Here is a 26,629-nt window from a genome sequence, read left to right as displayed (position 1 = left end):
CTAAAAACTGAGGTTTTAATCAAATTAATAAGGGATTCTCTTGTAATACCTACGAACAGTCAGAGGATGCTTTCTTTGATCTGAAAGATATGCACTAACTCTTTCCAAAATTGTAGCTAATACGATTGGAGAGATAATCTTTCTCGTTTCATTTGAAATATCCATCTGATAGTCTTTCGTATCAATCACAGTAATGGTATCTGTAACTTCAGGTAAGAAATGACGAACACGATCTACAATTGGTCTTGAAAAATCTTCTCCTTCAAAGACAATGACACTAACTCCCTTTTCAACTAATTCTAATGTTCCATGGAAAAAGTCTGCAGCTTGTACGGGTCTGGTTTTTATCCACTGCATTTCTTCTAAAATACACATACCGTAATAATATGCTTCAGTAAATGAGTCACCTGCACCTGTAATAATATGGTACGGAGTATCTTGAAATTTCTGAGCAAATTCTTTCGCCATAGGTTCTGCCTGTTGTTTTACTTTTAGTAATTCTCCAGGCAATTTGGCAAAATCTTGGAAATAAGAATCATATTTTTCAGTTGTTATTTCACCCTTTTTTAACATTACGCGCAGAACTATCATCAAGCCCTGTAAATAATAACTTTCAGAACTTGTATCATCTAAAACATCATTATAGACAGTGTAGGTTGCCTCTTTTTCAAGTGGTGTGTTTGGACTGCCAACAAGTGCCAAAGTTTTAACATGTTTCTTATTGCAAAAATCAACTAGTTCCAATGTTTCTTTAGTTGTTCCCGATAATGAGGGTATAACAACTAATGATTTGCTTGAAAAAGTTTTATTGGGAGATGCAATGAATTCAGCTGCTAAGACCCGCTGAAATGGGAAAGCACTTCTAGTCCTTGCAAATTCGATGGTAGAGTCAAACAAAATTCCTACACCACCTGAACCGATGAAGAAGATATTATCAATTTTAGGTAGCAATTCATCAATAACAGTATTGATATTATCCTTCTGGTTCACTGCCCCTGTTTGAGTCTTCAAAAATCTGTTTTTATCAAAGTTAAACATTTTATTCCTCCTAAAAATTACCTTTGGTTAACTTTTACGAGTAAAGATTAGCATTTATATTACAATGTGTCAATATTTTGTTGACATTATTATTTACCAAAGGTAATATATAATGCGTAAGCGATTACAAATTGAAGGGAGTAAAACATGATTTCACTATTCAGAATTGATGACCGTCTTATCCACGGACAAGTTGCAATGGCTTGGTCTAAGGCAGCTAACGCTGACATAATCATAGCAGTAGACAAGACAGCAGCTAATGATCAATTACAAAAAATGGCTTTGCTTTTGGCCAAACCATCGGGGGTCGAAGCTAAAATAATTGATCCTAAAGATTTTGCTAAAACATACCAAGAGGTAAAAGAAAGTAAAGTTATGGTAGTAGTTGGCAATCCGATCGATGCCAGCAAAATAGTCAAAGAACTAAAAGGAAAAGAAAATTTTGATATCAACTTAGGTAATCTAAAAAGTGGTGATAATAAAGAAAAAATTTCTGGATCTATTTATGTAACTCAAGAAGAAAAATTAGCATTAGAAGAAATAAAAAAAGATGGCTTTAAGATTTACATTCAAGGCACACCAACTTCCAAGAAAGATTTTTATTAATTTAATTCCAATTATTTTGAAAGGGATGAATTTAAATGATATTAAAGAACTTACTTATAGCTCTTGTTGCTTATATTTCACAACTTGATGAAAGATATCTCGGGGCATCAATGATGAATCGTCCTATTATTATTGGGCCTGTTGTCGGTCTTATATTAGGCGATTTACAAAAAGGCATTGTCATTGGTGCAGCTTTAGAAGCAATGTTTATTGGTATAGTTACTATTGGTGCAGCCTTACCTCCCGATGTTGGAGTAGCCAGTGCTATCGCAACGGCACTAGCAATCCAAAGTGGTGCAAGTACTAATGTTGCAGTAACGTTAGCAATGCCATTTGCCATAGTTGCTCAAGGACTTAACATGCTGGCCTTCACACTTAACTCTTACACTATCAAAAAAGGCAGAGACGCAATTAAAAGACATAATTTTAAGAGTATGCAAAGATGGCATTTTTTCCCATTAATTCTCAGACTGCCTTCTGGAATCTTAACTTTCTTAGTACTTCAACTGGGAACAAAAGCTGCTCAGTCTTTAATAGCTTTATTACCAACAAAGATAATGACTTCTTTTTCAGTCGCGGCTGGTCTGCTTCCAGCAGTTGGATTTGCAATGTTAATACAAATGATGATGGATAAAAAAGTTGCTCCTTACTTCTTTATTGGCTTCATTCTTAGTTCATATTTAAAGATGCCGGTAATTGGAGTTTCAGTACTGGCTTTACTCATTGCACTTTTAATAACTCAAAAAAATAAAGCAGCAAAGAATAATCAACAGTAAATAGAGGTGATTTTTTATGGCTAAAAAGAAATTAACAGTAAAGGATTTAAATCGAGTATTCTGGCGCTCTTTTGCATTACAAGGATCAGAATCTTATACAGACATGCAAGGAATGGGCTATACTTTTTCGATTTTGCCAGCTCTTAAAAAGATTTATGCCGGCAATGATGATAAGCTCTACGAGTCTGCATTACGAAATACAGCTCTTTTTAATACGACTCCCCACATAGCTACATTTATTATGGGAATGTCATTAGCCCTGGAAGAAGAAAACTCCGTTGACCCGGATTTTAACGTTGAGGCTATTTCCTCCTTAAAAGCTGCATTGATGGGGCCTGTAGCTGGAATCGGAGATACTTTATATTGGGGAACATTTAGAGTAATTGCTGCAGGAATTGGTCTTTCTCTTGCTACTCAAGGTAATATTTTAGGACCAATTCTCTACTTTTTAATCTATACTACTTTACATTTTATTGGTCGCTATGGTGGAATAAGGTTAGGTTATAGCATGGGTGCCAAGGCAATGGAAAAAGCTTATGAAGGAAATTATCTTGAAAAATTTACGTTGGCCGCTTCCATTGTTGGTTTAATGTCCATTGGTTCTATGACATCTTCATTAGTTAACTTTAAGATTTCTGCAATCTTTAAAACTGCTGGTGGCACAATTAACGTTCAAAGCATTCTTAATGATATCTTTCCCGGACTACTGCCTCTTGGCTTAACCTTTTTAATGTATTACCTGTTAAAGAAAAAGGTTAAGGTAATCTGGTTAATTTTAGGAATTTTCGTCCTTGCTATTGCAGGAGTTTATCTGAATATCCTAAAGTAAAGAATTGTTATTAATTAAAAAATGTGCAAAACGCATTATTTGCTGTTTTACACATTTTTTCTTTGTTCAACTGAAAATCACTAAATGAGTCTTATATATGATAGAATTAATATTTACTATATTAGTTTAACTTTGAAAAAGAGTATTAAAATAGGATAGAGCTAGTTATCTTGCTAGGAACTACTATTGAAGTATACACTTAAATATATAAGAAATTTCGCTAAAATTAAATGAAATTTGTTAGTTTTTTTAAACTAGCAATTTTGTCAATAGCTATGCTTGTTATATAATTCTACAAGTTACAAAACTTGGACCAGGTTCCAAAATTTATACTCATATTGGGTGTGGTTATTAATGATATATAAACAAATAAAAGAAAAGATTTTCAATCAATACATTAAAGTGGCAGACAAAACCGGTTTAATTCCTTCTGAAAGAAGTTTATCAGAAAAATACGAAGTAAGCCGGCCAACAATCAGAAAAGCCTTAACTTCTTTAGAACAAGATGGTCTGATAACTAAAGACTATGGTCGAGGCTATATAATTAATCAGGCTGTATCAAACCAAGATAAATATGTAGATCATGAGCTAAGCACATTTATTGGTTTTTTTGAAGATGCCGAACACCAACAAAAACCAACTTCTTCAAAAGTTTTACAACAATCAGTAGAATATGCGGATGAAAATATCGCTAAAAAGCTAAATCTTGAAAAAGGCGATCCTATTTTTGTTCTGTCAAGAATACGTTATATAAAAGAAACACCAATGTGTGTTGCTAGGTCCTATATCCCACTAAAATTTGATGGCAACCTAATAAATCAGGATTTTAGTAAGAAATCTTTATTTACAGCTTTGAAAGACAATGGACTTAAATTAAACAAGGCTAAGCGCACAATTGAAGTCGTTAGAGAGGAATCGCCCGACTACCTTTATTTAAAGATAGATAAAAGTGAACCAATTTTAAAGTTTACCAGCATAGGGTACACCAAAAAAGGTATACCATTTGAATACGAAGAGTCAAGATATCCTGCCTACAAAGTAAAATTTGAAAGTACTGTTTGTTAAAGTTGATAATCACAGAAAACAAAAAATGTTCTTGAACGTAATATGTTTAAGAACATTTTTTATTATTCTCTTAATAATCTTTTTGCCAAAGCAAAGTCACCAACAGTCGCAGAACCATTATTACTGATTTCTGGCATGGTAATGTATTGCTCTAATGGTGGCACGTGCACATAATTATTTAGTAATGTCGCAAAATCACGACGGACTTTATTCAGGAACTTCTCGCTTGTTACACCACCACCGAAAACAATTTTGTCCGGGCGTAAGATCAAGGTAACTTGTAAGGTAGCCTGTGCCACATAATAGCTCATAATGTCCCAAACAGGATCAGAAAGCGGCACATCCTTACCAGATTTATTGAGGCGTGCTTCAAACGTAGGACCTGAAACTAAACCTTCCAAGCAATCTTTATGAAAAGGACAAACTCCAGCAAAATTCAAGTCGTCTGGATGGCGTTTAACTTTAACATGCCCCATTTCGGGATGACCTAAAGAACCCACTAATTTACCATTAATAATAGCTCCGCCACCGACACCAGTGCCAATCGTGTAGTAAACAAGTGAATCAACATCTTCATTTGATAACTGTGACATCACGTATTCGCCAAAAGCAGAACCATTAACATCAGTAGTAAAGAAAACTGGTACTTTAATTGTTTTTGTCAAAAATCCAACAAAGTCAGTATTGCTCCAACCTTTTTTGGGTGTATCAGTAATGAAACCATAATTAGGTGCCGTTTTCCGTATTTCAATTGGTCCAAAAGACGCAATTCCGATTGCATCAACATCAAACTGCTTAAAATAATCAACTGTTTTTTGTAAAGTTTCCTCCGGTGTAGTAGTGGAAAAAGTTGTTTGATCCTTTATTTGATAATTCTCATTACCGACCGCACATACAAATTTTGTACCGCCAGCCTCAATTGATCCTAGTAACATTTATATCTCCTTAATTATTTTATTTAGATATTATTTATTATAACCCTCAATCTAGATCCGAAAAAATTTTCTTAAATAAAAGCCTGCCAAATAATATTTTAACTATTTAGCAGGCGAAACCCGAATATTATTACAGCTTCTGGCAGACTTCAAATATTTCTTTATTCGGTCCGTAGAAGTTAAAATACTTAATACCATTTTCCCAATAAGGCAAACTTTGAATTCCATTTTCAACAAACTGTACATTTAATTTTTGAACTTCGGCAAATGCACGATTTATATCGTTGGTATCAAGCGCAATATGATTAATTGCCCCTACTTTTCCTGGAGCTTCTTGAGGGGATTCCCAACTCTCAAGCATTAATGTTCCTAACTGATAAAATGCCACTCGGCTACCTTGATTATCTTCAGTGTTCACCAACTTAAAGCCTAAGCTTTGATAAAAATCTCCACTTTCATCAAATTTTTTTGTCGGAATGCCTACATGTTGCAAGCCATTAAAAATCATTTTGTTACCTCAAACTTATCTAACAGTATCTTGCCATTCGGTGTAATACTTAACATTAGAAACAGCAATTTTACCTTCATTTACAAAAAAGCTGAATTCTTTTCCTGTTTTATGATACATTCTAGCACTTAGAGCAATATTGTTAATATAGATTATGATGATACTACCATCCACAATTAACTTAATATCATATGTTTTGCCTTTTTCAAGTGCAATTGGACGCTCTAGACCAACATCAAAATATTGTGGCCACGGATAATTAGGAGTTCTGGAAAATTTAAGTGCATGTTCAGGTTTAGAAACTTTATACTGATAGCCCTCTCTTGTGTCATCGTTAACAAAAGCTTTTATGCCAAATTCTTTAGTATCTTCTGATACTTCTACTTGTGCTTCAATTAAGAACTGTTCCGGAACTTCATTAATTACAGTATGCTCTTTTTTACCACTTGCTTTTCCTATTTCAAAAGATGGAATAATTTCAACTTTTGCAAAATTATCAATTATTGTTTGCGGCAAGGTTACACCAAGTGTCTTATCTTTTCTTTGAACAATTTGATGAGGCACAAAAGCGCCACCCCAATCCCAATTACCGAGATCATTATTGTTCTCTTTTGTTGCTACCCAGCCACTCAAATATCGACCTGCTTTTTCATTGCCAACTGATCTGGCAGCATAATAGGCTTTACCATCAAAGAACTCATCGTTTAATGAATGCCAGTTGCCAAATAAATCCTTACTGATTCTATATTTCGTTCGCTTGTCTTCAGAATATTCTGAAAATAAAAGATACCAATTATCTTCTATTTCAAATAAATCCGGCATTTCAATCATGTTGAATTCATTAGGCGTCCAAAAGTCTCCTTTAAACGCCCAGTTTTTCATATCTGGAGATTCAAAATATACTAATCTTCCCGTTGGCTTCTTTTTATCACTCGGAAGTCTTGCGCCCAAAACCAAAATATAGGACTTGTGCTCTGCAGAATAAACAACGACTGGGTCACGCCAGTCATTATGGTCATACCCAGGTTGTGGTATTAAACTGCTGGCTTTACCCATTTTATTCCAGTGAATTAAATCTTTACTGGTAGCAGACATCAAAATTTCTGAAGTTTTTTTAGCTAGCTTTGCCTGACGGTTATGCCCTGTATAAAAAGCTACTTTGTCATCTTTTCCTTGTGTGACACTACCAGCATATATAAATTGATCTGCAGAATCATGAGGACCTTTAGGTAAAACTTCGCCATAATCCTTAAAATTTACAAAATCTTTAGTAGTTACGAGCGACCAGCCAAATGGATCAGTTAAAGGTTCAGGTCTGCGCGTGTCTCTTTGGTGGAACAAGTAAAAAGTTTGATCTTCTTCATTAAAGAATGGCATACAGTCGCCAAACCAACGATCTTCTGGTTTATAAAATATTTTTTGCATATCTAATAATTTTCCTCTATTCGTCTTCAGCCTTTTTAGCATTTTTCATATTAAACCTGATTAAAGCAGACATAGCAGTAATTTTTCCAATAACTTCGTTTACGTTTTTTTCCTGCATCCGCATATTTAATGTTTCCACAAGTACTGGCAAGTTTACCCCACCAAATAATGCAACTTGTTTGTGCCAATTTATACTTCTTTTGGCTAATTCATTAAAAGGGGTTCCCCCTGCAATATCACAAAATATGATTGTTGGCTCATTTAAGCAGGGTGCAATAACTTGGTCTATTTTTTGGGAAAAAGTGTTTATCCCCTGATCACTTAGATTGATGACTTTTAAATGATCTATTTTACCAAAAAAGGATTTTAATACTCTTTCAAACTCGGTAGCAAGATTACCATGTGTAGCAATGATAACGTTAAACATTAAATTCAAATCCTTTTTAAATATAATCTTTTAAATAAACGGTAGGACTCTGCGGTGTAGGTATTACAGTTACCTCAACTCCGCGGCCTATTAACTTTTTAAATGCCTCTTTTTCTTCTGGAGTTACATTAACCGAAGGACGTATACGTTCTGTTCCATCTCTTTGTGCCAGATTACCAACGTTTACTGACTTAATTGGTAATCCATTATCAATCAAGTAATTAACGTCCACTGGAGACACACAAATTAGTAAAACACGTTGTCCCTTATATTTCCCATTTTTGATATTAGTTAAAGCTTTCTGTCTGCTTAAAATTGATGTACTAACATTAGCTGGTGCAGCGAGTCTCACAACCGTTTTTCGCATATCATCATTTACAATACTGTCGTTAATAACCATGATTCTTGTGGCGTTCAAGCGACCACTCCACTGCGTAGCCACTTGGCCATGAATCATGCGATCATCAATTCTTACGTGAATAATTCCTTCCATGCTTTCTGTCATCTTGCTTACCTCTAAGCTAAAACATGCATAGCATTCAACGCTACAGAAACAACCAGTACAATTAGAATTACGTAAAGAGGTTTTACCTTTTTACCAAGCAGGTAATATATCAGAGCAACAACAGCTGCAGGCAACAACCCAGGCATAATCTGATCTAATATGCTGTTTCCAGTCATTGTCAGCTTCCCCTGTTTAAAAGTAAATGCCAAATTAACCTTAACCATAGTTGCAGCCAAAGCGCCAACAACCATTAGTCCCAACACAGACGCTGCGTTTGTCAGAGCCTTTAAAGTTGTATTTAATGAGGAAAGCATTTTAGTTCCGGATCTATACCCTACATTAAATAATGGATAAGCTGTTAGACGTAATAATATTGAAGCAACAACCCACATAATACAGCCAAAAGCATTTCCGTGTAATGCCATATTAGCAGCAATTGCGCCAAAAATAGTCCAAGGAATAGTGACAAACAAACTGTCTCCTATACCAGCTAAAGGTCCCATTAATCCAGTCTTTAAAGCACTAACTGCTTCAAGTGACTCAGTTTTACCTTTTTCTTCCATACCTACGTCAACACCCATAATAAATGGTGCCGTGTATGGGGTAGTGTTAAAGAATTGCAGCTGGGTTTTAATAGCAGTCTTCTTACCCTCTGGATCATTTTGATAATTTTCTTCAATGAAAGGAAGCATAGCATATGTGTACCCTAAACCTTCATATTTTTCATAGTTTAATGATGTTGCGCCGAATACTATCCAACGATTCATTACTTTTCTATAAATATTTTTCATTTTACTCATCTTCGTTAGCTCCTCCATTTACAGTTTCCTCAGTTGTATTTTGCTTTTTTGATTGATTTTTATATAGGATTAACGCAATAGCAAAACCAATTAAGGAAATACCGATAATCGGCATCTTTAAATAAATTGCTAAAACAAAGCCAATAATCAAATATGAGAAATAATCTCTGGTTGGCAAATATTGCAATAGCATTCCAATACCAACTGCTGGCAGTATTCCCGCAGCGGTCTTAAGACCACCTGAAAGCCAAGCAGGAATATAGTTAATGAAGCTACCAACAATCTTAGGCCCTAAAATTACTGTTAAAAGAACGGGAATACCGGAAACAAAACTGGTAAACAATGTAGCAAGATACTGCATCCAATTAATCATGCGGTAATTTCCCTCATCGGCATACTTTTCAGCCTTCTGCTGACAAAAAATATTTGCTGACCATTTTAGAACATCAACCTGAACGATGAGCAAGGCAATTGGAATCGCAAGTGTAATACCAATTGCAGCAGACTGCTTTGTGGCAATGGCTAAGTAGGTACCAATTAAAGCTGCTGTCTGATAGTCAGGAACAGAAGCGCCACCAAAACTTGTAATTCCAAGTGTCATTAACTGCAGGGTACCACCAATATATAGTCCTGTTTCTACATTACCCATAATTAAACCTGCAATTAAGCCAGCAACAACTGGTTGAGAAATTCCAAGCTTAGGCCCCTCTTTATCAAAGTTAATTATAAAACCATAAATTACGATTAAAATATTACGTAATAGCATTTTTCTCTCCTTCTCGAAAAATAGTAAAAAATTAAATTTACTTCACTCCAAAAGTTATTTAGCAATAACTGTGCCAAGATTTAAAGAGAAAAAGAGTTTTACTTAATAATGCAGTTGTAGCCAGGTTTTATTGTCTGTTAAAAATGATTTGATCAACATAGATTAACTCTGACCGTGGAATTTTCACACTATAATTATCCTTTATCACACTAAATGCGGAATTAATTTTTTCAAGATCCTGACCATGCTCTTTTGCAAATTGTTCTTCAAACTCCGGCTTTAAATTATTTTCTTCCTTCCTGATTAAGCGTTCAATCAAATAGCTAACATGAACATATAAAGTAAACTTCTTTTGGTTTGATAGCGAAAAGGAAAATTTCCTTTCCAGTTCTTGAATAAAAATAGTAATATTTTCTATTACCTTCGATGGATCTAAAATAGTAACCATATTAATTGTTTGTTCTAAGGAAAAGTTTTTGACTAAATTATTTGAAATAGCGCTAATCTCATCATTTGAAAATGAGCCTGCAAGCCATTTCTTAAATTCTTCTGTTCCTTTATCTGATAGTATTTTTTCCAAAAGAATGAAATCAATCCCTTCAATTTGGGGATTTTCAGTGCCTATGATTCCTACAATATCATACATTCTTTTGATTACCTGAACTTTATGAGTGTCTTGTAGAGCTTGAAAATCATAAGGGATGATTTTTATTTGCTTGGTCGGAGGCAAACAACGCTCCAGCAATCGAGCTACGTGAGTTGCAGTACCTATTCCTGAATAACAGGTCGTTAGTATAGCCTTAGCTTTATTCCTTTCTGGGTATGTTAATTTAATATCCAGGTGACTTATTTTTCTAGCATTTTCACTTATTTCTCTAAAACTGCATTTCTTTAAAATACTCTCTCCTACTTCTAGAGCCAGTGGAGTAGAAACATTGTTCATTAGCAAAATTGGCGCATTTATTTGACGGGGAAAAAGTTTTTCTATTTCTTTTAAAGATCCCATATCTACTAAAATAACTAGCCCATGTGAAATATCATTATTTTCACTATAATCAATAATTTGGTTAGCTATTTGTTGCGTACTGACATTAATGGGCATGTCAAATGCATCCAGTGTGTGTGCATTAAGCAATCTATTAACAACATTGGCAATACTACCCGCTGTGGCATAGCCATGGGCAATGACAATTGCTTTAATTAAACCCGTTTTAGTAATTATTTCTAATTTGTTCAAATAGATGGTTAATAAAATGTAGTCAATTTTATTTAGATCAATATCAAGATTATCCTTAATCAAAGTTATCAGGCGAGTAACATACTGATAGACATCAGAATATCTCTGTTGCACATCCTTATTAAGTTGAATCAAATCCTGCATGTTTTTTAATTCTGTATTATCTAAACGAATTTTTTGTCTTTCAAATAGATAATAGCTAACCGCATAAATGGCATTGCCGCTAATTTTTAACTGATATGCATTTTTTAACTGGTCAAATAGTCTTTTGACGCTTTCAATAACATAAGATAAAAAAGGAATTTGTTTACTATTATCTTTTTCAAAAAGCAATGTATCAAATAACTGATAAACAATCTGTTTTAGTTTTGATTCACACTTATGTAAATCATGACTATTTTGCGCATAAGTCGACAGTATTCTTTTTAAGCTATTCAGAAAAACTTGTTTTTCAGGTGTATTACGTGCTATTAGATCTTCCAATTCAGTATCATTATTAATTACAATTGAACTGCTTTGTGAATGATAGGTATCAATCTTACTATTACTCAAAACTTCATCAGGTAAAAATGAAGCAGTAATTGATATTTCTTTTTCTTTTTTATTTTCTGCATTGGCTCTTGCAATCGTTAATTTAATAGCATTCTTTAAATCGCCAATATTTCCTGTTGGTTCATAATTGGCAAACATTTTCAAAACCTGACTACTTACATTTAGCGTTTTACCAATTCTTTTCTGTTCATTTTTAAGCAAAGTAAAAACTAGATTTTGTCGTTCCTCCCTGCTTCTTTGACTTAATGGCGGTAACGTAATTTTAACTGGAATCCGACGCATAAAAGTAGTCAAAAAATTAGTATCTAAATCTGCCGTCGTTGCAAAACATAAGCGCACATTAACCTTCTTACCTCTTTTAGTTTCTCCAACCGGATACACAACCCCCTGATCAAGGTAAGTAAACAATTTTTCTTGTCCCTTTGATCCCAGTCTATGGACTTCATCTAAAAAGAGAATCCCACCGTCAGCTTCTACAAAAGCTCCATCATGATCAAAATCTGCACCTGTAAAAGCACCTTTTTTATAACCAAATAAATTACTGGTTAATAATTCTGGATTATCAGCGTACTGGGCACAATTAACAGTAATAAATGGAGCATTTACCTTAATAAGCTTTTGTGTTCGACAAAATTGATTGATTAAACTAACTAAATAACTTTTACCAGTTCCGCTTTCGCCAGTTATAAGCAAAGGCAATCCGCCATTTGGATATAAAATAGCTGCTCGCACTCTTTCAATACTTTCTTTCAAACTGGGATTTATTTGAGTTAGTTTTTTTAAAACATCTTTATTATCATTTTCATGTTCGAGTTTCGCTACTGATTCATAAATATTGTTTTTAAGACGAAAATTATTCTTTTCAAACTCTGCCTTATGAATAAAATGCACAGGTCGAGTTTCAATTTTGACTAATTTTTGTTCTTTTGTTAGTTGGTTTAAATACAAACTAACCGTATTACGCTTTGCATTCAAAGCTTTGGCAACTCCACCAGCTGTTAAATCTGCATTTAATTCTTGTAAATCAATTGTTTTGGTTTTAACATCCAAATAACGTAAAATTTCATCCTTTAGCATCTTGACCTCTATATTTAAACAAATTGTTAAACCGCAAACATCTTCAAACGTCATTGTAAACTATATTTTTCAACTATTCAGAGCTTTTTTAACTCCTAAAAACTGTGAATCGTCGCCAATAAGAGATCTTTTGTTTGCTTTAACTGATTTTGAATGATCATAAGCTTGAAAATAATTTTTTCTGATTTTTTTAGTGTGAAGAAACTAGAATTAGTGTGAAAGCAAAAAAAGATCCAAGTCTCCAAAGTCTCAGATCTTTTATTCTTATTCTTAAGATATTCTACCCTTAAAAATAAAAGAGTCTGGGAAAAAAGCGCTCTTTGAAGTTAAATTAAAAAATTTCACAATTTAAAAAGACCGACAAATCAACGTTTTATTGACGTGATTCGTCAGCCTTTTTAGTTAGGTTAGAGTTTTTTCCCAGACTCCTTTATAATATTCTTTTTTTATAGCTCACAAACACATTACTTTTCAGGTACATCCTGAATTTTTACATTTGCCCCCAGCAAACGTAGTTTTTCTTGAACGCGATCATAGCCTCGTAAAATATTGCCAGCATTGTTGATTACGGTTGTACCATCCGCCATCAAACCTGCTATCATTAAACAAGCTCCTGCACGAATTTCTCCAGCAGAAACCGTAGTACCATGAAGTTTAGCAGTAGGATGAACCAAAATAATATTGTCCTCAACCTTAATATCCGCACCCATCTTGCGTAATTGCTCAATGTGTCCAATTCTTTTGGGATAGATTTGGTCAATGATGACACCTTCACCAGACTTGGCGGAAAGCAAAAGTGGTGTTACCGGCTGCTGCAAATCTGTCGCAAATCCGGGATAAGATGCGGTGCGAATTTGCGTCATTTTCAAATCACCGGCTGGATAAACAAAAAGCGAATCCTCTGTGGCATCAATTACCACACCCATTTCTTCTACTTTAGCTAAGTAAGAATCAAGGTGTTCTTCAATAATATTGTGAATACAGATGCCGTTACCAATACAACCAGCAAGAGAAATATAAGTGCCAGCTTCGATTCGATCCGGAATAATTGTATGAGGAGTCTTGGCTTCAAGACGTTCAACGCCTTCAATCCTAATAGAATCGGTCCCGGCACCTCTGATGACTGCCCCCATATTATTTAAAAAAGTAGCTAAATCAATTATTTCAGGTTCTTTAGCCGCATTATCAATAATAGTTTGTCCTTGAGCAGTTACTGATGCCATTATTATATTCATTGTTGCACCTACAGAAGGCATTGCTAAATGAATAGTAGCACCATGAAGTCCCTCTGCAGGGGAAGTAATTTTTATTTGATCATTCTCATTTTTTACACATGCGCCTAAGGCTTCAAATCCCTTAATATGTTGATCTATGGGGCGGGGACCAATATCATCTCCACCAGGGAAGCCCACAACAGCCTTACCAAAACGGCCAAGAAGTGCACCCATAAAATAATAGGATGCACGCAAACTCTTGATTTTACCACTTGGCAATGGGCTCATCTTAATGTGTTCTGGATTGATACGCAATGTTGTATTGTGAAAGTCACTCACAACATCCATTTCACTGAGCAGATCCATTAAGTTGTCAACATCTGCAATCCTTGGAACACCTTCCAAAGTTACTGGTGTACGCGACAATATTGATGCAGGAATTAATGCAACAGTCGAGTTTTTGGCACCACCGATCCAGACATCACCTTGCAGGGGCTTTCCACCATGAATTATCATTTGCTTCATTGGCGAAAAAATCCTTTTCTATTTCGTTTAGTCATAATAATGTTATAGGAATTTAACAGAAAAAACAAGAGAAGACCTTTGCCTTCCCTCACCCAAAAATCTGGTTTTTGTATTATTCAACTTTGTCAATTAAAGCTTTTCTTCAGGAAGACCACAGGCAGCACCAATAAATGCTTTATATAATCCTTCCGGCCTTTGCGGTCGGCTCAAAAATTCAGGGTGATATTGTGCAGCAATGAAGAATTTGTTTTTAGTCAATTCAATAATTTCAACTAAGTGGTTATCTGGTGATACTCCGGCAAAAGTCATTCCTGCTTTTTCAAATGCTTCACGATATTCATTATTAAACTCGTAACGGTGACGGTGACGCTCCTGAATGACATCTTGATTATCATACGCAGCAGCAGTCTTTGTCCCCTTCTTCAAGGTTGCTGGATAAAGACCTAAACGCAAGGTTCCGCCAATATTTTCTTCATCACGTTTGTCAGCCATAATGTCAATTACATTATGCTTAGTCTTAGGATCTGCTTCGGTGGTATTAGCGTCCTTATATCCTAAAACGTCACGCGCAAACTCGACAGTCGCCATCTGCATCCCCAGGCAAACTCCTAAAAACGGAATATCGTTTTCCCGAGCATATTTAATAGCAGTAATCATACCTTCAAAACCACGAGAACCAAATCCACCGGGAACGATTAAACCATCTGACCCTTTCATATAGTCAGCAATATTATCTTCAGTCACGTCTTCTGCCTGCACCTTATTAATTTTAACATCAGTATTGTAGGCGTAACCAGCATGCTTTAACGCGTCTGTAACTGAAATGTAGGCATCCTCAAGTTCAACATACTTGCCAACAAGAGTAATAGTGGTAGTGTGTTGTAAATTTTTAACCCGTTCATCAAGTCTTTGCCATTCGGACATATCTGCTTTATCCTTAGGACTCTTGAGATGCAAGAAATCACAAACTTTTTGATCCATTTCTTGTTTTTGGAAAGCCAAAGGCAAATCAAAAAGTGAAGGAGCATTAATTGACTCAATAATGCGGTCAACCGGCACATCAGTAAAGTTAGAAATTTTATCTTTGTGCTCTTGATCAATTGGCATTTCTGCACGCAAAACCAACATATTAGGTTGAATTCCAATACTACGCAGTTCAGCGACTGAATGTTGTGTCGGCTTAGTCTTCATTTCTTGGGCCGCGTGTAAATAAGGCACTAACGTACAATGAATGTACATTACATTTTCTTCGCCAACTTCACGTCGCATCTGTCTAATAGCTTCCATAAAAGGAGTTGATTCGATATCACCAACAGTACCACCAATTTCTGAAATGACAACATCAGAATCAGTTGTCAGACCTGCGCGCATGATCTTTTGCTTAATCATGTCTGTAATATGAGGAATGACTTGCACAGTGGCACCGTGGTAGTCCCCACGCCGCTCTTTTTCTAGCACTTCTTTATAAATTTTACCGGTAGTAACATTCGAATATTTGCTCGTGCGTACGTCCACAATTCTTTCGTAGTGTCCTAAATCAAGGTCCGCCTCAGTACCATCATCAGTGACAAACACTTCCCCGTGTTGGTAGGGATTCATTGTTCCGGGGTCAATGTTAATGTAAGGATCAAACTTTTGCATTGTCACCTTTAAACCGCGGTTTTTTAATAATCGACCTAAGCTAGAGGCAGTAATTCCTTTACCTAGTGAAGAAACGACACCGCCAGTAACGAAGATATATTTTGTCATTAGCCCAAACTCCTTTGCAAAAATAAGAATAATCAAAAATAAAAAAGCTCCCTCACGGGAGCTTAAACGCACATAACGTGCCCAAATAAAATACTATCTATTTTAGGACGCAAAGTCAAGAAAATTATTCGTCATCATCGTCGTCTTCATCATCATTCAATTCAGACAGCTGACCCTCAATGCCATCAGGCAGGTCTTCATCATCGTCATCATCGGTATTGACATATTCATCGTCATCGTCAAAATCATCCGGCTCATCATCAGCAGTAGCATCCAAGTCTTCGTCTTCCGGATCATCATTATCATAGTCAATGATATCATCACTACCTGTAGCACTTGCTAAAAAGGCATTAACTTTCTTATGGTGTGTCCGAGTATCTTCTTCATCCTCGTCTTCAGGGTGATTAACCTCTTCATCTACAGATTCATAAGGAAACCATGAACGAAGAGCCCACACATTTTCACCCATCGAAATGAATTCACCATCGGTGTTCATGTCAGTGTAGAATTGGGGCAAACGTTCCCTTATTTCTTCATCGCTGACGCCTAAGTACTTTTGCACTGCATTAACAATATCGGCAAAAGCCATTCTCTTATTGTTATCTTCTAAAATTGCGCGAGCAACTTCAATCATTGATAATTCATTGCGATTTTTATTTTTAAAGTCGTTTAATCCCACAATGTATTCCTCTCTCTTAAACAGTCTTTCTTATTTTACTAGGCGTTCAAGTAAAAATCAATGTGACGGCATAATTACCTATTAAGTATAGACCACTATATAGGTTATATTCAATCTGAAGTTCTCTTGAACCATCATTTTTAGGGAAAAATTTAATAAATTCAGTCGTGCTTTGGAGATCCATTTGATAACCTTGAGCGACATAGCGACAGTCTTTGCGCTCACCAACAACAAAATGGAGTTGCGAGTAGTTATTTCTGTCACTTCCCCGCCTAATAATCACATTATCTTCTTTAATTAATATCTTAACGGGAATTTTGTCATCTTCCAAATAAGAAACTCTGGTATTACCTGCAGATTCAATTAACTCGCCATCAGCTTTTTTCTTGAAAGTTTCTCTTTCTTTGCCTTGGATTATTTTGCTAGTAAAATCGATTTTTACTTTAGTCATATACTTGATTCTTTGAAATAAAAAAGCCAACCATGTTGATTGACAAATATGTCTTGATTTTCTACTTAATTTTAGCAAAAAATATTATAAAACAAATTATTTTTTAACGCCAGCAATTACTTTAATTAGTTTTTTTAGGTCTTGCCAGCAAAATATTTATGCCACCTATTATAATTAAGATCGCACAAAGAGCAATAATAAATTTTTCACCAACATGATCAAGAATTATGCCCGAAACAACAGACGAAATGGGGCCACCAATATTGGCAAAAGTTCTGACTGTGGTTAAGACGCGCCCTAAATAATTATCTGCTGTGGAAGTCTGAATGACAGATTCTGCGAGAACATTATGAATACTGGTAGCAGGACCAAAAAGAAAAAGTAATATACAAAGAAGTACCATGTTTTTTAAAGAAAACAACATTAAAATAAGCGGTATGGCACTAATTGTCCAAGCCCAGCCAACTGTTATAATTCTTGCTTTCATTTTGCCGGCTATTATGGCTCCCAGTATTATTCCCGCCAGTATGCATATGTAGAAAGTACTATAAAGTGCCGGTTGCCCCGCTTTTGCGGCTATACGGGGTAAAATTAAAATCATTGCAGGTTGTGCAAACGAATAAAGCAAGCCTGACCAAAGATAGTGCAATAAAAAGGCATTTTTCTTAATGTAACTGTAGCCACTGAAAATCTTTTGCCAATATTTAGTTAGACCTTCTGCCTGGCTTTCTTTTTCTTTAACTGCATTATGAACAGGTATTTTTCTCAGAGCTGTAATTAACAATAAAAGCCCCAGTAAACTCAAGCAAGCACAAGCTAAAATAATGTCTCCGCTTGCCATAAAAGCCAGTAATGCACCAGAAAGTGCAATGCCACCAACATTTACCAGTTGATCCACGATATTAATCTTGGAAATAATACTGGTCATTTCTCTTTCATCCAGAAGAGATTCTTTTAAAATAGCGCGATCAGCGGGGTTAAAAAATTCATCACAAATTGATAGTAATCCAGCAATAATAATAGCTAAAATATAACTTTGGCTAAAATAAATAATCACAGCAGTTAGCATAAACAGTAAGACTACTTGTATCACCATGGAATAAATGCTGGTTTTCTTAAAAGAGTGACTGTCAATAAAAGGACCGTAAAAAATAGAAAGAGCAGCAGTTACTGTGAAAATAGCATTAGTAATACCAACCACGGTTGAACTTTTGGTTTGAATTTGGATCCACCAAATAAAAACCATGCCATAAAGCGAGTTGCCCAAGCCACTAACTAAGCGTGACAATAAGTATGGTTTTTTCTCTAACATAATTTTTCTCGTTTCGCGCTAGTTCTGTTAAAATTCTATTTTAATTAAAAACTAATTAAATATTTAAAGCAATATATTTTTTATTAATTAGGTTAAATTCTGTTAGAACTTGCGGTATCTTGCATGTCTTTTATCTAGTAAATCTGTTAAATTTTCAATTTGAAATGTTTTTAATTTTTGCTCAATTAAGTCTTTTAATCCTTGTGCTTGGTTTTCTAATACTTGTTCAGGCAAAACCCGTTCAACTATGCCCTGCTTCTTTAACCACTCCGGTTCAATGTGCATTATTTCCGCAGCCTTTGTGGCCAGTTTGGCGTCCTTCCACATAATTGAGGCAAATCCTTCAGGTGACAAAACTGTATACATGCTGTGTTCCAGCATCCAGACTTCATCACTGCAGGCCAAGGCCAACGCTCCACCTGAGCCGGCTTCACCAATAATAATAGTTAGAATTGGTACCTTTAACTGCAGCATTTCACTAATATTAGCAGCAATAATCTGTCCCTGACCATTCTTTTCTGCTTCTGCTCCCGGATAGGCGCCTGGAGTATTAATAAGAGTGACAATGGGAATACTCATTTTGGCAGCTGTTTTCATTACCCGCAGTGCTTTACGATAACCTTGGGGCAAGGGACTCCCAAAATTAGTTGCCATGCGTTCTTTTAATTCTTGTCCCTTATTAGTTGCAATGACGCAGACACTCATATTATTTATAGTTGCAAAACCCGCGATTACTGCTGCATCATCACTACTTGTGCGGTCTCCATGCATTTCAAAAAAATCTGGAAATAATTGAATTACCAGACGATGCATATTACTTTTATAGTCACTTCTTGCCCCATCCATAATGGCTAAAATTTTATCATTTGCCATGAACTTGAGCCTCCCATTTTTTTGCAGCAAAAATTTTAAGTATCTGACCTAGTTTGGCTACTTGCTCATCTCGGGGGACAATACTATCAATAAAGCCGTTTTGGTAGGCATGCTCAACTGTCTGAAAATCTGGTGGCAGTTTCTTATTAATAGTCTGTTCAATGACTCTGCGTCCGGCAAAGCCTAATAAAGCTTTAGGCTCAGCTAAAATAATGTCTGCCTGCGAAGCAAAACTGGCAGTGACACCACCAGTTGTTGGATCCATAATTACGCTGACATAAAGCAAATGTGCTGCGCGATGGTCATTAACTGCCTGTGAGATTTTAGCCATTTGCATTAATGAATGAATTCCCTCTTGCATTCTGGCACCACCTGAGGCAGTAAACAAAATAACGGGTAATTTCTTTGTGGTTGCTTTTTCAAACAAACGTGTTATTCGCTCGCCAGTGGCTGTTCCAAGACTGCCCATTATAAACACCGGATCCATAATACCCAAAGCAGTTTCGTAACCAGCAATATTTGCTTGTCCAGTTAAAACCGCATCCTTAAGTTTAGTTTTGGACTGCATTTTTTTAATTGTAGCCTGATAATCAGGAAAATCGAGTGGATCAGTAGTCGCTAAATCCGCATCCCATTCCGTAAAGTCCTTTGTCAACATCTTTAAGCGTGCTCTGGCAGTCACTCGAAAACCGTAGCCACAATTAGGGCACAGCTGATATTTACCAGCACGATGAAAATAAAATTTATTGCCACATTTAGGGCAAATTCTAAAAATGCCTTTAGGAACATTTTCCTGATACTTTTTTAATGCACTGTGGGGATGACTTGCAAATCTAATTGCCATTAACCTGCGCTTCCTTTTCATTATGCCCTAGTCGCTTAAGATAATTGGGTAAAAATTCTTGATCTATATATGTTGTTAAATATGTACCGGTCTGAAATTTATCATCGTTAAGCAAAGCGATCAAAAAATCGCGGTTAGTAACTAAACCTTTAATCTCAAATTCCGTAAGTGCATCAAGCAAACGCTTAATTGCCATTTGTCTGTTAGTTGCATGTGCAATAATTTTAACAATCATCGAATCGTAAAATGGTGAAACGGTATCTCCACTGTTAACTCCACTTTCAATTCTAATACCTAGACCACTAGGCAATACCATTTTTGCGATCTTACCAGCTTGGGGGCAAAAATTTTTACTAGGATCCTCTGCATTAATGCGAACTTCAATTGCAGCACCATGGATATGCACATCTTCTTGAGATATGCTCAAATCTTTGCCCGCAGCAATATTAACCTGTTCTTTAACAAGATCAACGTGAGCAACTTCTTCAGTGATTGAATGTTCAACCTGAATTCTGGTATTCATTTCCATAAAATAGAAATGATGGTCAGGATCCATTAAAAACTCGATAGTACCAACATTTTCATAATTTATTGCCTTTATTGCTTTAACAGTTATCTGTTGCAAATAGTCTCTTTCTTTTGCACTGATTTGTGAACAAGGCGTTTCTTCAATTACTTTTTGCTGGTGACGTTGCATTGAACAGTCTCTTTCGGGAAGTGCCACCACATGTCCTGTTTTATCTGCCATGATCTGTACTTCGACGTGTTTGGCAGGGGAAATAATTTTTTCCAGATACATTCTGTCGTCTCCAAAAGAAATTCTGGCTTCTTCTTGTGCCTGGTTAAATGCTTCTGTTAAGTCAGCAGCTTGAGTCACACGTCTTATTCCTTTTCCGCCACCACCGGCAACGGCTTTGAGCATTACGGGGTAGCCCACTTTATTGGCAATTTTTATTGCAGCTGCAGCATTTTTAACAATCCCATCACTTCCAGGAATAACAGGTATATTATTCTTGCGCATCATTTCACGAGCGTTAGCTTTATTGCCCATTAAAGAAATGGTTTTTGACTTGGGACCAATAAAAACTAAATGGCATTCTTCACACATTTGAGCAAATTCAGGACTCTCTGACAAAAAACCGTATCCTGGATGAATTGCATCTGCTCCAGTTAGCACAGCCGCACTGATAATATTTTGCATATTTAAATACGAATCGGCTGGTTGGGGAGAACCAATACATATTGCCTCATCAGCTTCTTTAACATGTTGGGCATGTTTATCGGCCGTTGAATAAACAGCAACTGACTTAATTCCCATTTCACGTAAAGCCCGAATTATCCTTATAGCTATTTCTCCACGATTAGCTATCAAAATTTTTTTAAACATAATGTCACACTTTACTGAATTGCAAAAATTAACTGGGCAGTACAGGCAACTTTATCTTTAACAGTTGCTTTGGCCTCACCAATCCCGGCATTTCCCCGCAGCTTATCCAGTTTAACTTCTAAATTCAATGTATCTCCCGGCTTAACCATTGCTCTAAAGCGAGCATTCTTGATACCACCAAAATAGACAGTCTTTCCTTTAAATTCTGGCATTGTCAACAATGCAACTGCACCTGTTTGTGCCAAAGCTTCAGTGATCAAAACGCCCGGCATTACTGGATTGCCCGGAAAATGTCCCTGAAAATAGCTTTCATTAATTGTGGTATTTTTTTGAGCAACAGCATATTTACCGGGCTCATAATCTAAGACCTGATCAATTAACAGCATTGGAAAGCGGTGAGGCAAAATAGCCTGAATCTGCACACTATCTAAAGTGTGTAACTTTTTTGGTTCACTCATATTTGCTACCTTCATTCTGGAATAACCGTTATCAGTGGTTGATCGTATTCAACCACTTGTTCATTTGTAACTAAAATTTTATCGATAGTCCCTGTAAAGTCGCTTTTAATTTCAGTCATCATTTTCATTGCTTCAATAACGCAAACCACATCACCTTTATTGACATGATCACCCGGTTTTTTATATTGAGGTTTTTCTGGACTTGCTTGTAAATAAACTATGCCAACAAGTGGTGCCTTAATTTTTAAAGTTTTCTCCTTGGGTGCAGCTATCTTGCCAAGTGGTTGATGAGCAGTTGCCTGCGTCTCTTTAGCAGCTGGTTGACCATTTGACCTTTCTTCCCCAATTTCTACCGGTGTAGCTTGACTTTTGTCAATCTTAATATGGCCACCTTTAAAGTCTAAATCCAGTTTGGTGATATCACTTTGATTAATTTCTGCGATTAATTTTTCAATTTCTTCAAAAGTCATTTAATCATTCCACCTTTTTAACGCAATCACCGCATTATGTCCACCAAAACCAAATGAATTGCTGATGGCATAATCTATTTTTTGTTGACAATTTTGTTTGTTGACCAAATTAACTTTGCACTCGGGGTCTTGCTGGGTTACTCCTACATTTATCGGCAATAATCCTGAATTAAGTGCCAAAATTGTGGCAATAGCTTCAACGGCTCCTGCTGCTCCTAGTAAATGACCCGTCATACTTTTAGTACTCGAAACTAAGACTTTGCTCTTTTGACCAAAAACCTGATTAATTGCTTTAGACTCAGCCCAATCATTTGCTTTGGTACTTGTCCCATGAGCATTGATATAGCCCACTTGCTCAGGACTAATTTCAGCTTCACTAAGAGCCAGTTCCATAGCTCTTGCAGCCTGGCTACCACTTGGATCAGGAGATGTAATATGGTATGCATCGGAACTAGTCCCATAACCGACAATTTCACCTAAAATATGTGCGCCACGACTTTGAGCATGTTCTAGCGATTCTAAAACAAGAGAGCCTGCACCTTCTCCCATCACAAAACCGTTACGATTTTGATCAAAGGGAATACTTGCTTTTTCAGGATCCGTTGTCGTGGACAATGTTGAAATTGCAGCAAAACCAGCTATTCCACTTTCATTGATTGCAGCTTCTGAGCCACCGGCAATCATGACATCAGCATAGCCATCTTTTATCTGTCTAAAAGCTTCACCAATTGCATTTGTACTGGAAGCACAGGCAGTCACAATTGTGGTACTGATTCCTTGGGCATGATAGCGAATAGAAATATTGCCTGCTGCCATGTTAGCGATTGAAGTAGGAATAAACATAGGCGAAACCCGATCCAGGCCTTTTTCGTGCCATTTAATGACTTGTTCCTGGATGGTAGTTAGTCCGCCAATTCCTGTGCCCCAAATTACGCCAAAACGTTCACTATTGGTATTTTTATCATCAATTCCTGCTTGTTCCATGGCTTGTGCAGTTGCATACATCGCGTAGAGTGTGAATGCATCCATGCGTTTAGTATCTTTTTTAGTTAAAAAAAGCAATGGGTCAAAATTGTCCAGTTGCCCAGCCAGGGTGACCCCACTTGAATCAGCATCAAAATAAGTAATTGGCTCAAAACCAATTTTTTGACTATTGAGTCCATCTTCAAAACTGACAACGTCATTACCAATAGGTGTTAAGGCACCCAAACCTGTAATTACTACTCTTGTCATTACTTACTCCTTACTGCATTGTCAATCCGCCGTCTACGGTTATTGTTTGACCAGTAATATAGTCATTTTGAGCTAAAAAAACGGCAGTTTGTGCTATTTCTTCAATTTGTCCCAAACGTTTCAGCGGAATTTCCTTAAGTAATTGCTGCTTTATTTTTTCACTAAGATTTCTAGTCATTTGTGTGTCAATCATCCCTGGGGCAATGGCGTTACAGCGCAAATTGCGCAGCGCTGCTTCTTTAGCAACAGATTTAGTTAAACCAATAATTCCTGCTTTACTAGCTGCATAATTAGCCTGACCAATGTTACCTGTTAAACCAACTACACTTGATAAGTTAATAAAACAGCCGTTTCTCTGCTTATACAGCGGTCTCAGTGACTGTTTAATGACATTAAAGGTGCCAATCAAATTGGTGTTAACTACACTTTGAAAGTCTGCTTTAGACATGCGATTGAGCAGTCCGTCTTTGACAATACCGGCATTATTGACCACAACATCTAGATGCTCAAAATGATTGATAATTTTGGCAATCATTTCTTTCACATCTTCTTCTTTTGTAACATCTGCGCTAATATCCATTACTTCAACATGATCTTTTTCAAACTGGTCGATGACTTCAGAACTAATTGGTTTGCGGGCATTTAAAACTATTTTTGCTCCCTGTTTGGCAAAAGCTTGAGCAATTGCCAGGCCAATACCACGTGAACTACCAGTGACCAAGACCACACTATCTTTTAATTTCATGAATTAAACTCCTTTAAAGCAGAAATCGTTTCTTGCATATTGGCCACGCTATCTGTTTGATAGGTGGGAACTTCTTTAAGAATTTTTCGTGCAAAAGAAAGCAAAGTTTTACCTGGTCCTAATTCAACAACAGCAGTTATATCTTGACTATGCTGAGCCAAAGTTTTTGCAAAATAGGTAGTCGAAACTAGCTGCTCCGTCAAAGTCGAAACAAGGTTGTCAGGTGCAAACTCTTTTTGGGTCGTAGTGCTATAAATTGGAAAAGTGCCATTATGCCAATCAACTTTTTGCAATTCAGTTTTCAAATCTCCTTGAATTGATTTCATTAATGGTGTGTGAAAAGCTCCGCTTACTTTTAGTGAAACTACACGCGCACCGTCTTTTTCAAGTTGCTCACGCAAATTTTGAACTGCACCTTTTTCACCACCAACAACAATTTGATTAGGAGTATTAACATTTGCTATCCCAATCAGACCTATTTTTTGGGCATCTTTTATAGCTAATTCAACATCTGCTAAAGAACTCTTCATGACAGCCACCATAATTCCTGGATTTTGACTGCTTGCTTGTTGCATAAGTTCACCGCGTCTTTTTATCAAACGAAGTGCTGACTCAAATTCTAAGTAATTGGCACAAGCAAGACCGCTATATTCACCCAGGCTAAGTCCGATACCTAATTTTTTAAAATCAGCATTTTCACTAATAATTTGGTACAAGCCGTAACTCATTGCCAAAATAGCGGGTTGAGCATAACGGGTTTGCGTCAGTTCATTTGCTTTATCTGGGTCAAATAGTAATTCGGCTAAGTCTAACTGCAATATCTTGCTTGCTTTAGCGATGATTTTCCGGTAGTGCGGTTCAGTTTGGTATAAATCATATGTCAGACCAGTTTTTTGAGCCCCTTGACCACTAAATAGTAAACAAATCATTTGCTTATCTTTCCCCACTTAGCAATTTGTCTGCTTGACTATAAACCTCAGCCAGAATTTCAGCAGCAGGTTGTTCCTTTTTTACCATACCGGCAATCTCGCCCGCCATAAATGAACCTGTTTCGCTATCACCGTCAATTACTGCTCTACGCAAACTACCAGTTCCTAATTCTTCCAACTTGTCATAATCAGGATGCGGCTTTAACGCCTCTTCCTTTTCAATTCCGATATACGTTTTAGCCATCTTATTTTTTAAAACCCGTGAAGGATGGCCTGCATATTCACCAGTAACTAAGGTACTGGCATCTTTGGCACGTAAAACAGCCTTTTTATAATTAGGGTGTATCTTTGATTCACTTGCTACTAAAAAACGAGTGCCCATTTGCACGCCCTCAGCACCCAACATGAATGCAGCAGCCATACCGCGACCATCGCCTATTCCTCCAGCTGCAATTACGGGAATTTTAACTGCATCTACAACTTGTGGTACAAGGGCCATCGTCGTTAATTTTCCGATATGACCCCCTGATTCCATCCCTTCGGCCACAACAGCGTCAACACCTACACGTTCCATCATTCTGGCCAAGGCAACGGAACCAACAACTGGGATTACTTTAATGCCAGCATCTTTTAACTTTTCTATGTATTTTGCCGGATTACCCGCTCCAGTAGTCACAACTGCAACACTGTCTTTATTTGCCAAAATAACCTTGACCACTTCATCTGCATAAGGCGAAAGCAACATCACATTGACACCAAAAGGTCTTTTGGTTAGAGATTTAGCTGATTCAATCTCGTCAGCCACTACATTTCCAGGTGCATTGCCCGAACCAATAATTCCTAAGCCACCAGCATTTGAAACAGCAGCTGCCAGCTTACCATCCGCAACCCAGGCCATGCCTCCTTGAAAAATTGGGTATTTAAGACCCAGTTCTTTCATAAATGGACTTAATTCCATTTGTTAACCTTCTTTCGCTGCCAGTTGTTTTTTAACAAAATCAACTAAATCCTGAACTGTTTCAATACCTTCTTCACTTTCAATCTTGATATCAAATTCATCTTCTAATTCATTAATCACTTCAAACACGTCCAGACTGTCAGCATTTAAATCGTTTTTTATATTGGATTGAGCTGTGACAGCACTTTCATCTTCTCCAGTTTGTGCAACAATAATTTCTTTTACTTTGTTAAAAATTTCTTCTTCAGTCATTTGA

28 protein-coding genes are annotated in these 26,629 nt (G+C 36.5%); 4 read left to right on the top strand and 24 right to left on the bottom strand.

What is annotated here, in order from left to right:
- Nucleotides 1-24: 24 nt before the first annotated feature.
- The gene (locus H3U49_RS04420) at nucleotides 25-1,038 is read right to left on the bottom strand and encodes an SIS domain-containing protein (RefSeq protein ID WP_198180002.1); all 1,014 of its coding nucleotides are present in this window, start codon (nucleotides 1,036-1,038) and stop codon (nucleotides 25-27) included.
- A 147-nt stretch (nucleotides 1,039-1,185) separates the two neighbouring features.
- Here H3U49_RS04420 and H3U49_RS04415 point away from each other — a divergent pair, with 147 nt between their 5' ends.
- From H3U49_RS04415 to H3U49_RS04400, 4 genes are all read left to right on the top strand, one after another.
- A complete protein-coding gene (locus H3U49_RS04415) occupies nucleotides 1,186-1,644 on the top strand; it encodes a PTS sugar transporter subunit IIB (protein ID WP_198180001.1) in 459 nt (152 codons plus the stop codon).
- Nucleotides 1,645-1,679: 35 nt separating this feature from the next.
- The gene (locus H3U49_RS04410; protein WP_198179999.1) at nucleotides 1,680-2,420 is read left to right on the top strand and encodes a PTS sugar transporter subunit IIC; all 741 of its coding nucleotides are present in this window, start codon (nucleotides 1,680-1,682) and stop codon (nucleotides 2,418-2,420) included.
- A 16-nt stretch (nucleotides 2,421-2,436) separates the two neighbouring features.
- On the top strand, nucleotides 2,437-3,249 hold the full coding sequence (locus H3U49_RS04405) for a PTS system mannose/fructose/sorbose family transporter subunit IID (RefSeq protein ID WP_045928508.1): 813 nt from the start codon (nucleotides 2,437-2,439) through the stop codon (nucleotides 3,247-3,249).
- 354 nt (nucleotides 3,250-3,603) lie between these two features.
- A complete protein-coding gene (locus H3U49_RS04400; RefSeq protein ID WP_045928509.1) occupies nucleotides 3,604-4,314 on the top strand; it encodes a GntR family transcriptional regulator in 711 nt (236 codons plus the stop codon).
- A gap of 62 nt (nucleotides 4,315-4,376) precedes the next feature.
- Here the strand turns inward: H3U49_RS04400 and scrK are convergent, their stop codons facing one another.
- From scrK to H3U49_RS04285, 23 genes are all read right to left on the bottom strand, one after another.
- Nucleotides 4,377-5,249: a fructokinase ScrK gene (gene scrK / locus H3U49_RS04395; protein ID WP_198179997.1), complete on the bottom strand. Its 873-nt coding sequence runs from the start codon at nucleotides 5,247-5,249 to the stop codon at nucleotides 4,377-4,379.
- Between the two features lie 130 nt (nucleotides 5,250-5,379).
- Nucleotides 5,380-5,757: a VOC family protein gene (locus H3U49_RS04390; RefSeq protein ID WP_046332506.1), complete on the bottom strand. Its 378-nt coding sequence runs from the start codon at nucleotides 5,755-5,757 to the stop codon at nucleotides 5,380-5,382.
- Between the two features lie 15 nt (nucleotides 5,758-5,772).
- A complete protein-coding gene (locus H3U49_RS04385) occupies nucleotides 5,773-7,182 on the bottom strand; it encodes a GH32 C-terminal domain-containing protein (protein ID WP_198179995.1) in 1,410 nt (469 codons plus the stop codon).
- Nucleotides 7,183-7,198: 16 nt separating this feature from the next.
- Nucleotides 7,199-7,609 (bottom strand): PTS sugar transporter subunit IIA, encoded by a 411-nt coding sequence (locus tag H3U49_RS04380; RefSeq protein WP_198179993.1) that lies wholly within the window; start codon nucleotides 7,607-7,609, stop codon nucleotides 7,199-7,201.
- Nucleotides 7,610-7,625: 16 nt separating this feature from the next.
- A complete protein-coding gene (locus H3U49_RS04375; RefSeq protein WP_109586663.1) occupies nucleotides 7,626-8,114 on the bottom strand; it encodes a PTS sugar transporter subunit IIB in 489 nt (162 codons plus the stop codon).
- 11 nt (nucleotides 8,115-8,125) lie between these two features.
- Entirely contained in the window at nucleotides 8,126-8,914 is a 789-nt protein-coding gene (locus H3U49_RS04370) for a PTS system mannose/fructose/sorbose family transporter subunit IID (protein WP_232347611.1), read from the bottom strand.
- Entirely contained in the window at nucleotides 8,907-9,680 is a 774-nt protein-coding gene (locus H3U49_RS04365; protein ID WP_198179990.1) for a PTS sugar transporter subunit IIC, read from the bottom strand. Before H3U49_RS04365 ends, H3U49_RS04370 begins: the two co-directional genes overlap by 8 nt.
- Before the next feature lie 127 nt (nucleotides 9,681-9,807).
- Complete coding sequence (locus tag H3U49_RS09975; RefSeq protein WP_305067087.1) at nucleotides 9,808-12,546, bottom strand: sigma 54-interacting transcriptional regulator; 2,739 nt, start codon at nucleotides 12,544-12,546, stop codon at nucleotides 9,808-9,810.
- Between the two features lie 464 nt (nucleotides 12,547-13,010).
- Nucleotides 13,011-14,285: a UDP-N-acetylglucosamine 1-carboxyvinyltransferase gene (locus tag H3U49_RS04355; protein ID WP_046332512.1), complete on the bottom strand. Its 1,275-nt coding sequence runs from the start codon at nucleotides 14,283-14,285 to the stop codon at nucleotides 13,011-13,013.
- Between the two features lie 129 nt (nucleotides 14,286-14,414).
- A complete protein-coding gene (locus tag H3U49_RS04350) occupies nucleotides 14,415-16,034 on the bottom strand; it encodes a CTP synthase (RefSeq protein WP_198179988.1) in 1,620 nt (539 codons plus the stop codon).
- A gap of 124 nt (nucleotides 16,035-16,158) precedes the next feature.
- Nucleotides 16,159-16,713: a DNA-directed RNA polymerase subunit delta gene (gene rpoE / locus H3U49_RS04345; protein WP_198179987.1), complete on the bottom strand. Its 555-nt coding sequence runs from the start codon at nucleotides 16,711-16,713 to the stop codon at nucleotides 16,159-16,161.
- A 46-nt stretch (nucleotides 16,714-16,759) separates the two neighbouring features.
- Nucleotides 16,760-17,164 carry a DUF1934 domain-containing protein gene (locus H3U49_RS04340; RefSeq protein WP_198179986.1) on the bottom strand — a complete coding sequence of 135 codons (405 nt, stop codon included), beginning with the start codon at nucleotides 17,162-17,164 and terminating at the stop codon, nucleotides 16,760-16,762.
- Between the two features lie 121 nt (nucleotides 17,165-17,285).
- Nucleotides 17,286-18,476, bottom strand: coding sequence for an MFS transporter (locus H3U49_RS04335; protein WP_198179985.1), 1,191 nt, complete (start codon nucleotides 18,474-18,476; stop codon nucleotides 17,286-17,288).
- A gap of 102 nt (nucleotides 18,477-18,578) precedes the next feature.
- Complete coding sequence (accA, locus tag H3U49_RS04330) at nucleotides 18,579-19,349, bottom strand: carboxyltransferase subunit alpha (RefSeq protein ID WP_198179983.1); 771 nt, start codon at nucleotides 19,347-19,349, stop codon at nucleotides 18,579-18,581.
- Nucleotides 19,339-20,193: an acetyl-CoA carboxylase carboxyltransferase subunit beta gene (locus tag H3U49_RS04325; protein WP_232347612.1), complete on the bottom strand. Its 855-nt coding sequence runs from the start codon at nucleotides 20,191-20,193 to the stop codon at nucleotides 19,339-19,341. The genes accA and H3U49_RS04325 overlap by 11 nt, the downstream gene beginning before the upstream one ends.
- Entirely contained in the window at nucleotides 20,183-21,580 is a 1,398-nt protein-coding gene (locus tag H3U49_RS04320) for an acetyl/propionyl/methylcrotonyl-CoA carboxylase subunit alpha (RefSeq protein ID WP_198179981.1), read from the bottom strand. The genes H3U49_RS04325 and H3U49_RS04320 overlap by 11 nt, the downstream gene beginning before the upstream one ends.
- An 11-nt stretch (nucleotides 21,581-21,591) precedes the next feature.
- Nucleotides 21,592-22,038 (bottom strand): 3-hydroxyacyl-ACP dehydratase FabZ, encoded by a 447-nt coding sequence (gene fabZ, locus H3U49_RS04315; protein ID WP_198179979.1) that lies wholly within the window; start codon nucleotides 22,036-22,038, stop codon nucleotides 21,592-21,594.
- Between the two features lie 11 nt (nucleotides 22,039-22,049).
- Entirely contained in the window at nucleotides 22,050-22,508 is a 459-nt protein-coding gene (accB, locus tag H3U49_RS04310) for an acetyl-CoA carboxylase biotin carboxyl carrier protein (protein ID WP_198179977.1), read from the bottom strand.
- Nucleotides 22,509-23,741: a beta-ketoacyl-ACP synthase II gene (fabF, locus tag H3U49_RS04305; protein ID WP_198179975.1), complete on the bottom strand. Its 1,233-nt coding sequence runs from the start codon at nucleotides 23,739-23,741 to the stop codon at nucleotides 22,509-22,511. It abuts the gene before it with no gap.
- 10 nt (nucleotides 23,742-23,751) lie between these two features.
- Nucleotides 23,752-24,486, bottom strand: coding sequence for a 3-oxoacyl-[acyl-carrier-protein] reductase (gene fabG / locus H3U49_RS04300; protein ID WP_198179973.1), 735 nt, complete (start codon nucleotides 24,484-24,486; stop codon nucleotides 23,752-23,754).
- Nucleotides 24,483-25,415: an ACP S-malonyltransferase gene (locus H3U49_RS04295; protein WP_198179971.1), complete on the bottom strand. Its 933-nt coding sequence runs from the start codon at nucleotides 25,413-25,415 to the stop codon at nucleotides 24,483-24,485. The genes fabG and H3U49_RS04295 overlap by 4 nt, the downstream gene beginning before the upstream one ends.
- Before the next feature lie 4 nt (nucleotides 25,416-25,419).
- Entirely contained in the window at nucleotides 25,420-26,373 is a 954-nt protein-coding gene (gene fabK / locus H3U49_RS04290; protein WP_198179969.1) for an enoyl-[acyl-carrier-protein] reductase FabK, read from the bottom strand.
- A gap of 3 nt (nucleotides 26,374-26,376) precedes the next feature.
- Nucleotides 26,377-26,625: an acyl carrier protein gene (locus tag H3U49_RS04285; protein ID WP_034977944.1), complete on the bottom strand. Its 249-nt coding sequence runs from the start codon at nucleotides 26,623-26,625 to the stop codon at nucleotides 26,377-26,379.
- Between the last annotated feature and the right edge of the window lie 4 nt (nucleotides 26,626-26,629).

This window comes from Lactobacillus sp. W8174 (assembly GCF_016100975.1).
GTDB lineage: Bacteria > Bacillota > Bacilli > Lactobacillales > Lactobacillaceae > Lactobacillus > Lactobacillus juensis.
The sequence above is the reverse complement of the archived record's forward strand: the minus strand, read 5'-3'. Positions and strand labels throughout refer to the sequence as shown.

What these genes read in the sequence shown, in the direction of transcription:
- H3U49_RS04365 (WP_198179990.1), bottom strand. Translation starts at nt 9,680, where the DNA reads ATGCTATTACGTAATATTTTAATCGTAATTTATGGTTTTATAATTAAC.
- H3U49_RS09975 (WP_305067087.1), bottom strand. Translation starts at nt 12,546, where the DNA reads ATGCTAAAGGATGAAATTTTACGTTATTTGGATGTTAAAACCAAAACA.
- fabF (WP_198179975.1), bottom strand. Translation starts at nt 23,741, where the DNA reads ATGACAAGAGTAGTAATTACAGGTTTGGGTGCCTTAACACCTATTGGT.
- H3U49_RS04350 (WP_198179988.1), bottom strand. Translation starts at nt 16,034, where the DNA reads ATGACAAAATATATCTTCGTTACTGGCGGTGTCGTTTCTTCACTAGGT.
- H3U49_RS04410 (WP_198179999.1), top strand. Translation starts at nt 1,680, where the DNA reads ATGATATTAAAGAACTTACTTATAGCTCTTGTTGCTTATATTTCACAA.
- H3U49_RS04390 (WP_046332506.1), bottom strand. Translation starts at nt 5,757, where the DNA reads ATGATTTTTAATGGCTTGCAACATGTAGGCATTCCGACAAAAAAATTT.
- H3U49_RS04380 (WP_198179993.1), bottom strand. Translation starts at nt 7,609, where the DNA reads ATGTTTAACGTTATCATTGCTACACATGGTAATCTTGCTACCGAGTTT.
- H3U49_RS04285 (WP_034977944.1), bottom strand. Translation starts at nt 26,625, where the DNA reads ATGACTGAAGAAGAAATTTTTAACAAAGTAAAAGAAATTATTGTTGCA.
- H3U49_RS04415 (WP_198180001.1), top strand. Translation starts at nt 1,186, where the DNA reads ATGATTTCACTATTCAGAATTGATGACCGTCTTATCCACGGACAAGTT.
- H3U49_RS04355 (WP_046332512.1), bottom strand. Translation starts at nt 14,285, where the DNA reads ATGAAGCAAATGATAATTCATGGTGGAAAGCCCCTGCAAGGTGATGTC.
- H3U49_RS04400 (WP_045928509.1), top strand. Translation starts at nt 3,604, where the DNA reads ATGATATATAAACAAATAAAAGAAAAGATTTTCAATCAATACATTAAA.
- H3U49_RS04295 (WP_198179971.1), bottom strand. Translation starts at nt 25,415, where the DNA reads ATGATTTGTTTACTATTTAGTGGTCAAGGGGCTCAAAAAACTGGTCTG.
- H3U49_RS04325 (WP_232347612.1), bottom strand. Translation starts at nt 20,193, where the DNA reads ATGGCAATTAGATTTGCAAGTCATCCCCACAGTGCATTAAAAAAGTAT.
- accB (WP_198179977.1), bottom strand. Translation starts at nt 22,508, where the DNA reads ATGACTTTTGAAGAAATTGAAAAATTAATCGCAGAAATTAATCAAAGT.
- H3U49_RS04320 (WP_198179981.1), bottom strand. Translation starts at nt 21,580, where the DNA reads ATGTTTAAAAAAATTTTGATAGCTAATCGTGGAGAAATAGCTATAAGG.
- H3U49_RS04420 (WP_198180002.1), bottom strand. Translation starts at nt 1,038, where the DNA reads ATGTTTAACTTTGATAAAAACAGATTTTTGAAGACTCAAACAGGGGCA.
- fabK (WP_198179969.1), bottom strand. Translation starts at nt 26,373, where the DNA reads ATGGAATTAAGTCCATTTATGAAAGAACTGGGTCTTAAATACCCAATT.
- H3U49_RS04370 (WP_232347611.1), bottom strand. Translation starts at nt 8,914, where the DNA reads ATGAGTAAAATGAAAAATATTTATAGAAAAGTAATGAATCGTTGGATA.
- H3U49_RS04335 (WP_198179985.1), bottom strand. Translation starts at nt 18,476, where the DNA reads ATGTTAGAGAAAAAACCATACTTATTGTCACGCTTAGTTAGTGGCTTG.
- fabG (WP_198179973.1), bottom strand. Translation starts at nt 24,486, where the DNA reads ATGAAATTAAAAGATAGTGTGGTCTTGGTCACTGGTAGTTCACGTGGT.
- H3U49_RS04385 (WP_198179995.1), bottom strand. Translation starts at nt 7,182, where the DNA reads ATGCAAAAAATATTTTATAAACCAGAAGATCGTTGGTTTGGCGACTGT.
- H3U49_RS04340 (WP_198179986.1), bottom strand. Translation starts at nt 17,164, where the DNA reads ATGACTAAAGTAAAAATCGATTTTACTAGCAAAATAATCCAAGGCAAA.
- accA (WP_198179983.1), bottom strand. Translation starts at nt 19,349, where the DNA reads ATGGCAAATGATAAAATTTTAGCCATTATGGATGGGGCAAGAAGTGAC.
- H3U49_RS04405 (WP_045928508.1), top strand. Translation starts at nt 2,437, where the DNA reads ATGGCTAAAAAGAAATTAACAGTAAAGGATTTAAATCGAGTATTCTGG.
- H3U49_RS04375 (WP_109586663.1), bottom strand. Translation starts at nt 8,114, where the DNA reads ATGACAGAAAGCATGGAAGGAATTATTCACGTAAGAATTGATGATCGC.
- scrK (WP_198179997.1), bottom strand. Translation starts at nt 5,249, where the DNA reads ATGTTACTAGGATCAATTGAGGCTGGCGGTACAAAATTTGTATGTGCG.
- fabZ (WP_198179979.1), bottom strand. Translation starts at nt 22,038, where the DNA reads ATGAGTGAACCAAAAAAGTTACACACTTTAGATAGTGTGCAGATTCAG.